Origin of the sequence: Weissella minor (assembly GCF_001437425.1) — a bacterium.
Lineage (GTDB): Bacteria > Bacillota > Bacilli > Lactobacillales > Lactobacillaceae > Weissella > Weissella minor.
On the sequence record NZ_JQCD01000018.1, the window covers coordinates 124,104 to 130,449 of the forward strand.

Annotated in this window: 9 protein-coding genes; 8 read left to right on the forward strand and 1 reads right to left on the reverse strand. The window is 38.2% G+C overall.

Annotation, left to right across the window (positions count from 1 at the left end; all coding sequences use genetic code 11):
• The 5 genes from IV67_RS02325 to rpoZ all read left to right on the forward strand — a co-directional run.
• Positions 1 to 700, forward strand: a 700-nt coding sequence (locus IV67_RS02325; RefSeq protein WP_236698235.1) for a TlyA family RNA methyltransferase, incomplete at its 5' end; no start/stop codon positions are given.
• On the forward strand, positions 687 to 1,127 hold the full coding sequence (locus IV67_RS02330) for an arginine repressor (RefSeq protein ID WP_057786737.1): 441 nt from the start codon (positions 687 to 689) through the stop codon (positions 1,125 to 1,127). The genes IV67_RS02325 and IV67_RS02330, both read left to right, overlap by 14 nt.
• Positions 1,128 to 1,153: 26 nt before the next feature.
• Positions 1,154 to 2,848 carry a DNA repair protein RecN gene (recN, locus tag IV67_RS02335; RefSeq protein ID WP_057786738.1) on the forward strand — a complete coding sequence of 565 codons (1,695 nt, stop codon included), beginning with the start codon at positions 1,154 to 1,156 and terminating at the stop codon, positions 2,846 to 2,848.
• Between the two features lie 71 nt (positions 2,849 to 2,919).
• Positions 2,920 to 3,540, forward strand: a complete 621-nt coding sequence (gmk, locus tag IV67_RS02340; RefSeq protein ID WP_057786739.1) for a guanylate kinase — start codon at positions 2,920 to 2,922, stop codon at positions 3,538 to 3,540.
• Complete coding sequence (gene rpoZ, locus IV67_RS02345; protein ID WP_057786740.1) at positions 3,537 to 3,752, forward strand: DNA-directed RNA polymerase subunit omega; 216 nt, start codon at positions 3,537 to 3,539, stop codon at positions 3,750 to 3,752. The genes gmk and rpoZ overlap by 4 nt, the downstream gene beginning before the upstream one ends.
• 81 nt (positions 3,753 to 3,833) lie before the next feature.
• Here the strand turns inward: rpoZ and IV67_RS02350 are convergent, their stop codons facing one another.
• A complete protein-coding gene (locus IV67_RS02350) occupies positions 3,834 to 4,487 on the reverse strand; it encodes a VTT domain-containing protein (protein WP_057786741.1) in 654 nt (217 codons plus the stop codon).
• A gap of 163 nt (positions 4,488 to 4,650) precedes the next feature.
• Between IV67_RS02350 and IV67_RS02355 the strand changes: the two genes are divergently transcribed.
• The 3 genes from IV67_RS02355 (at position 4,651) to IV67_RS02365 (ending at position 6,101) form a co-directional block, all read left to right on the forward strand.
• Positions 4,651 to 5,235 (forward strand): peptidylprolyl isomerase, encoded by a 585-nt coding sequence (locus IV67_RS02355; protein ID WP_057786743.1) that lies wholly within the window; start codon positions 4,651 to 4,653, stop codon positions 5,233 to 5,235.
• Between the two features lie 66 nt (positions 5,236 to 5,301).
• Positions 5,302 to 5,694 carry a CvfD/Ygs/GSP13 family RNA-binding post-transcriptional regulator gene (locus IV67_RS02360; RefSeq protein ID WP_057786745.1) on the forward strand — a complete coding sequence of 131 codons (393 nt, stop codon included), beginning with the start codon at positions 5,302 to 5,304 and terminating at the stop codon, positions 5,692 to 5,694.
• A 20-nt stretch (positions 5,695 to 5,714) separates the two neighbouring features.
• Positions 5,715 to 6,101 (forward strand): hypothetical protein, encoded by a 387-nt coding sequence (locus IV67_RS02365; protein WP_057786747.1) that lies wholly within the window; start codon positions 5,715 to 5,717, stop codon positions 6,099 to 6,101.
• Positions 6,102 to 6,346 lie beyond the last annotated feature (245 nt).

Genomic DNA, 6,346 nt, shown 5'->3' on the forward strand with positions numbered 1-6,346 from the left:
GACAGTCGATTTGCATCTGAAAGGGGCACCAATGCCATACGTATCACGCGGTGGTTTTAAGTTAGAAAAAGCAATTAATGTGTTTGATTTGGACTTTCAAAATAAGATTGTGTTAGATATTGGGTCTTCAACTGGTGGCTTTACTGATGTTTCCTTACAAAATGGTGCGCAAAAAGTTTATGCGCTAGATGTCGGAACGAATCAATTAGTATGGAAATTGCGATCAGATGAACGCGTTGTCGTGATGGAAAATACGAATTTTAGATATGCAAAACTAGATGACTTTACAGCGGGACGTCCAGAAGTGGCAACCATTGATGTCTCATTTATTTCGTTAAATTTGATTCTGCCACCGTTGTCTGAAATTCTAACGCCAAATGGTCATGTTGCGACATTGATTAAGCCTCAATTTGAGGCTGGACGTCAAGCAGTTGGTAAGCACGGCATTGTCAAAGATGCACAAACGCATTTAGCTGTGATTGACCAAGTTGCCACATATGCTGCAGAAAATGGGTTTAGTTTAATTGGACTAGACTTTTCACCAATTAAAGGTGGTGCTGGAAATATTGAATTTTTAGCCGATCTTGTTTTGGATGGTGGTGAAAGTACGATGGATGAATCAGCTCGTGAAGCGGTTGTTGCAAGTGCACATGAACAATTAAATGCGCGACGTGAGGAAGAACGTGATGCGTCAAAGTAAGGAAAAAAGGCAGGTGGCGATTAAACAAGTGATTGCTGATCAAGATATTCAGCGTCAAGAAGATTTAGTAGCTGCCTTAAATGAACGCGGTTGGCAGGTCACGCAGGCGACGGTTTCTCGTGATATTGCTGAACTACAATTAATTAAGGTGCCACAAGCAACCGGTGGATTTAAATATGCGCTTTTTGATGATAATAACTCATTAAATCAATTGAAAGTCATTTTAAATGAGGATGATACCATTTATACGACGCAAGATAATTTAGTCTATATTAAAGTGACACCTGGATCAGGTCCAGCATTAAAAAGCGCGATTGAATTGATTGATTTTCCTGAAGTTTTTGGCGCAATTAGTGATGATGATACGGTGCTGGTTATTCTTAAACAAGGTGTTAACGGGGTCGACTTTATTGAAAAAGCACGTTAATCAGCAACTGTAGAAAGGAGCATCTGATGTTACAAGAAATATCGATTCAAAATTTTGCCATAATTCCTAAATTGAGTTTGAGCTTTGAACCGGGGATGACGGTATTAACGGGTGAAACCGGTGCAGGGAAATCGATTATTATTGACGCCGTTGGTTTATTAACTGGTGGACGTGGGTCACAAGATTATATTCGAGAAGGGGCTGACAAAGCCGTTTTGCAAGGCTTAATTGACGTTGACATGCATGATGATGCGTTAAGGGATACATTGCGTAAATATGGCGTTGAATTGGATGAACATCAATTGCTGATTCATCGGGAATTACATCGAAATGGACGCAATGTTATTCGTGCGAATGGCACATTAGTTAATGCGACAGCCTTAAAAGAAATTGGTAATCATTTAGTTGATATTCATGGTCAGAATGAACACCAAGCTTTAATGCAGGTAGAACAACATCTCCATTTGTTAGATGAATATGCGACAAATGAGTTGGCACCTGTAAAAGAGAAATATCAACAAGCTTTTTCTGAATATCGTCAGTTACAGCAAACACTATTGGAGAGAAAAGAAAATGAACAGGCTTGGGCCCAACGTCTAGACATGTTAACTTTTCAAAATGCTGAATTAAGTGAAGCTGATTTGCAAAGTGGTGAAGAAGAGCGTTTGGAAGAAGAATACCAAGAACTTTCTAACTATCAAGATGTGCTGGAAAATCTCTCGAAATCACACGAATTGTTAGATGGTGAGTGGGAGACTAATGCACTTACAACAGTTAGTTCGGCTGTGAATGCTTTGGAAAATATCGAAGAATTTGGTTCACGTTATAAAAAGCTAGCAGAAAATATACGTGAAATTTACTATAATTTGCAAGATATGTCTTCAGAAATTGAGTCGGTACATGACAGTTTGGAATTTGATGCAGAACGTTTAGCCTATGTCGATGAACGTTTAAACTTGATTCGTAGTTTAGAACAAAAATATGGGGCAACCATTGATGATGTTTTAGAGCATCAACAGAAGGTTGAAACTCAATTAGCTGAAATGGGCGGACCGCAACAATCAACTGAAGACTTAGAGTTACAGACGCAACAGGCCTTGGCAGATGCAGAACAACTTGCAACAAGCATGCATCAAATTCGTAAGACAGCAGCTAGTAAGCTAGCCCAAAAGATTCACGAACAGCTAAAGGATTTGTACATGGAGAAGGCTGAATTTTCAGTTCATTTTTCAAAATCACGTGAATTGACAGCGCAAGGCTTTGACATTATTGAGTTTTATATTCAAACCAATCCGGGTGAAAGTTCAAAGCCATTGGTGAAGATTGCCTCTGGTGGAGAATTATCTCGAATGATGCTAGCGATGAAAATGATTTTCTCTCGTGAGCAGGGGGTTACATCAATTATTTTTGATGAAGTTGACACCGGTGTTTCTGGTCGTGTTGCGCAAGCAATTGCTGAAAAAATTTCAGACATTGGACGTCATTCGCAAGTACTGACGATTACGCATTTACCACAAGTCGCTGCCGTAGCAGATCATCATGATTTCATTGAGAAGAATATTAACGCAGGGCGTACTGAAACAACGGTCCGTCAACTAGATTCTGATGAACGTATTAATGAGATTGCGCGGATGTTATCAGGTGAACAGCTAACAGAAGCTGCTAAAGAGAATGCACGTGATTTAATTGAGCGAGAATCAATTCGACGGGCGCAGATTTAGTAACTTGTAACTTATCTCAAAAACGAGTACAATAAACTGATACTTAAGTAAAAAAAGAGGAGTAACTCAGCATGAAACGTGGCGTTTTAATCGTATTATCTGGGCCGTCAGGTGTTGGAAAAGGAACTGTTCGAAAGGCACTGTTTGAAGAACCAGATATTGACTTTCAGTATTCTATCTCAATGACAACGCGCCAGCCGCGTGATGGCGAAGTTAATGGCGAAGATTATTTTTTTGTTACTCGTGAAGCATTTGAACAAAAAATTGCAGATGGCGAAATGTTAGAATATGCCGAATATGTCGGTAATTATTACGGGACACCAAAATCATTTATTGATGACACTTTGGCGTCTGGTCGAGATGTTTTGCTTGAGATTGAGGTTCAAGGTGCTTTACAAGTGAAGGAAAAGATGCCAGAAGGTGCATATATTTTCTTGACGCCACCTGATTTACGGGCATTGAAAGAACGCCTGATTATGCGTGGAACAGAACAATTAGATGTGATTGATCGACGCGTACATGCTGCAACTAAAGAAATTCAAATGATGGCCAATTATGATTATGCGGTTGTTAACGATGAAGTTTCTTTGGCTGTCCAAAGAATTAAAGACATTATTAAAGTTGAACGTTTACGGGTTAATCGTGTATTGCCCGAATATATTGCAATGATTGAGGAGTTGGAAGAGTCATGATTTTATATCCATCAGTTGATAAGTTATTAGAACGTGTTGATTCACGTTATAAGTTGATTGCCTTAGGTGCTAAGCGTGCCCACGAATTAGAACAAGGTGCATTACCTACGCTACCTGATTTTGATTCAGTTAAGCCAATTGGAAAAGCATTTGAAGAAATTGAAGCTGGAAATGTTGTGATTGATCCAACACCAGCCAAATTAGACGACTAAAAAAACACGCCTAGGCGTGTTTTTTGTACTTTATAAAATGCATGCGCTAAAAAAGCCAGCCCTATTTGAGGCTGGCTTTTTTTAATTTTCTGTTTTTTTGTTTGTAAAGTATGATCGAATACCAGCAATAATTGCAGGTAATGCGGTAACGAATAAGATTCCAAAAATAACAAGTGAAAAGTGTTGTTGGATAAATGGAATACCACCAAAGAAGTAACCAGCTAGGACCCCAATAAAGACCCACAAAGTGGCAGCAATCATATCAAGTGTAATGAAACGCTTATAAGGATAACCTGAAAGTGATGCGGTGAAAGGAGATAGGGTACGAATGATGGGTAAGAAACGGGCGAAAATAATTGCCATTGCACCGTGTTTTTCAAAGAAATTATTGGCATCTTCTAAATTCTTATCAGAAATAAGGCGGCCAAACACAGGATGATGTACAAGGGGTAACCCAATCTTTTTCCCAATGAAGTAGTTTAAAGTATCCCCAGTAATGGCAGCAATCCAAAATAAAATGATTAAAGCAATTGGATTTAATGCATTGTGAGGTAAGGCCGCAACAGCACCTGCTGCAAATAATAGTGAATCACCGGGTAAGAAAGGAAAGATGACTGAACCCGTCTCAATGAATATTACGGCAAATAGTAGTACATAAGACCAAGGACCAAGCGTCGTGACCATCGCATCAAGATGCTTGTCTAGATGTAAAAATAAATCAATAACTGTCGACATGATAAAATTTTATCTCCAATAATAGTTAGTTTTAAAAAGTATATACAATTCTTTAGTTTAGCATGTTTGTTTCTTTTTAGGACGATGAATATCGTAAATCAATCTATGCTATAATTTATCTTAACGATTTAAATAAAATTAATTTAACGGAGGTCATTTATCAATGACTTTATTACAAGCACAAGCGAATGAAACGACTGGGCCAGTTGCGCAACTAGAAACAACTAAGGGGCTAATTAAGATTCGTCTCTTCCCAAATCAAGCGCCTAAGACTGTCGAAAACTTTATTGGGTTAATTGAAGAACATTACTACGATGGTACGATTTTTCACCGTGTCATTTCTGATTTTATGCTCCAAGGTGGTGACCCTAGTGGAACTGGTATGGGTGGATCATCAATCTATGGTAAGAAATTCGAAGATGAATTTTCAGATGATCTTTTCAATTTCCGTGGTGCTTTATCAATGGCAAATGCTGGACCAAATACAAATGGTTCACAATTCTTCATTGTTCAAGCAACACGAGTACCAGGTAAAATGTTGCGTGCTTTAAAGAACGATATGAGCGCAGAAGCAATTGAATACTATGCAAACAATGGTGGGACACCGTGGCTTGATGGTAAACACACGGTATTCGGTCAAGTTATCGAGGGTATGGATGTGGTCGATGAAATTGCGAAGGCTAAGGTAGATTATGCAGATAAGCCCAAAGAACCAATTGAAATTATCAAAGCAACAGTCACTGCATAATTGCAAATAACAGAGGCTTGCCTCTGATACATAAGTAAGATAAGAATCAAGAAAGGAAATAGGCATATGCAATATTGTATTGGGGATGTTATTGAGGGGAAAGTTACAGGCATTCAACCATATGGTGCTTTTGTGCAATTAGACGATACGACACAAGGATTAATTCATATCTCCGAATGTCGTTCAGCGTACATTAAAAAGGTGCATGATGAATTGAAAGTTGGTCAAGTGATTTCTGTTATGGTATTGGATATTGATGAATACGATCAAAAGATTTCATTATCACAAAGAAGTCTTCAGGATCGCCAAGACATTAAAGAGATTGATTTCACAGAAAAGCATCCATATGAACCAAGATATCACCATTATTGGACAAATCAGCATGTGAACATTGGCTTTGAAACAATTACCAAACAAATTTCAGCTTCTTTAAGTGAAGCAACGCAACGTCTAAGATAGATTGGAATAGGAGTAATATTATGACTTTAGTAGCCGGAACAATTATTTTTACCCGTGATGATCAGTCATACTTTATGGTTAAAGATGACGTGCCTATTAGTAAGTTCTATACCGTGCGGATGCATAAGCATGAGAATGACACCGCGTTAGGTTCTCTTTTAGAGGGGATGAAAGAACAACTTGGATTAAACTTAAATAACTTACGACTAGGTGAATTGGCAGTTTGGCATAGTGAAGGTCGTTCTGATTCAATTGACTCAACGTCATTGTATACCTTTGAAGTTGTTGATGTTTCATTGATTAATTTTGAACGTTTGGCTGCCGTGGGGATGGAGTTTGTGAATGCACGACATGCTCGTGATTTAGTTAGAAACGTTGATATGTCAGGCGTTATTAAACTGGATTAGCTTTTTTTGAAAAAAATCAACGAAAAGTGTTGACATTTATCAAAAATATCTGTAATATTTTACGAGTTGTTACGAGAGATATCCAGTTGTTGATTAACAGCTAAACAATTTATTTAATTAAGTTGTTGACCTATCTCTTGGTAGCTGATATAATATAAAAGTTGCGTCAGGCGCTTGCCTGACTAACACGTAGATCATTGAAAACTGAATATCGTTTCGATATAAACAAATGTGTAGGGTCACCA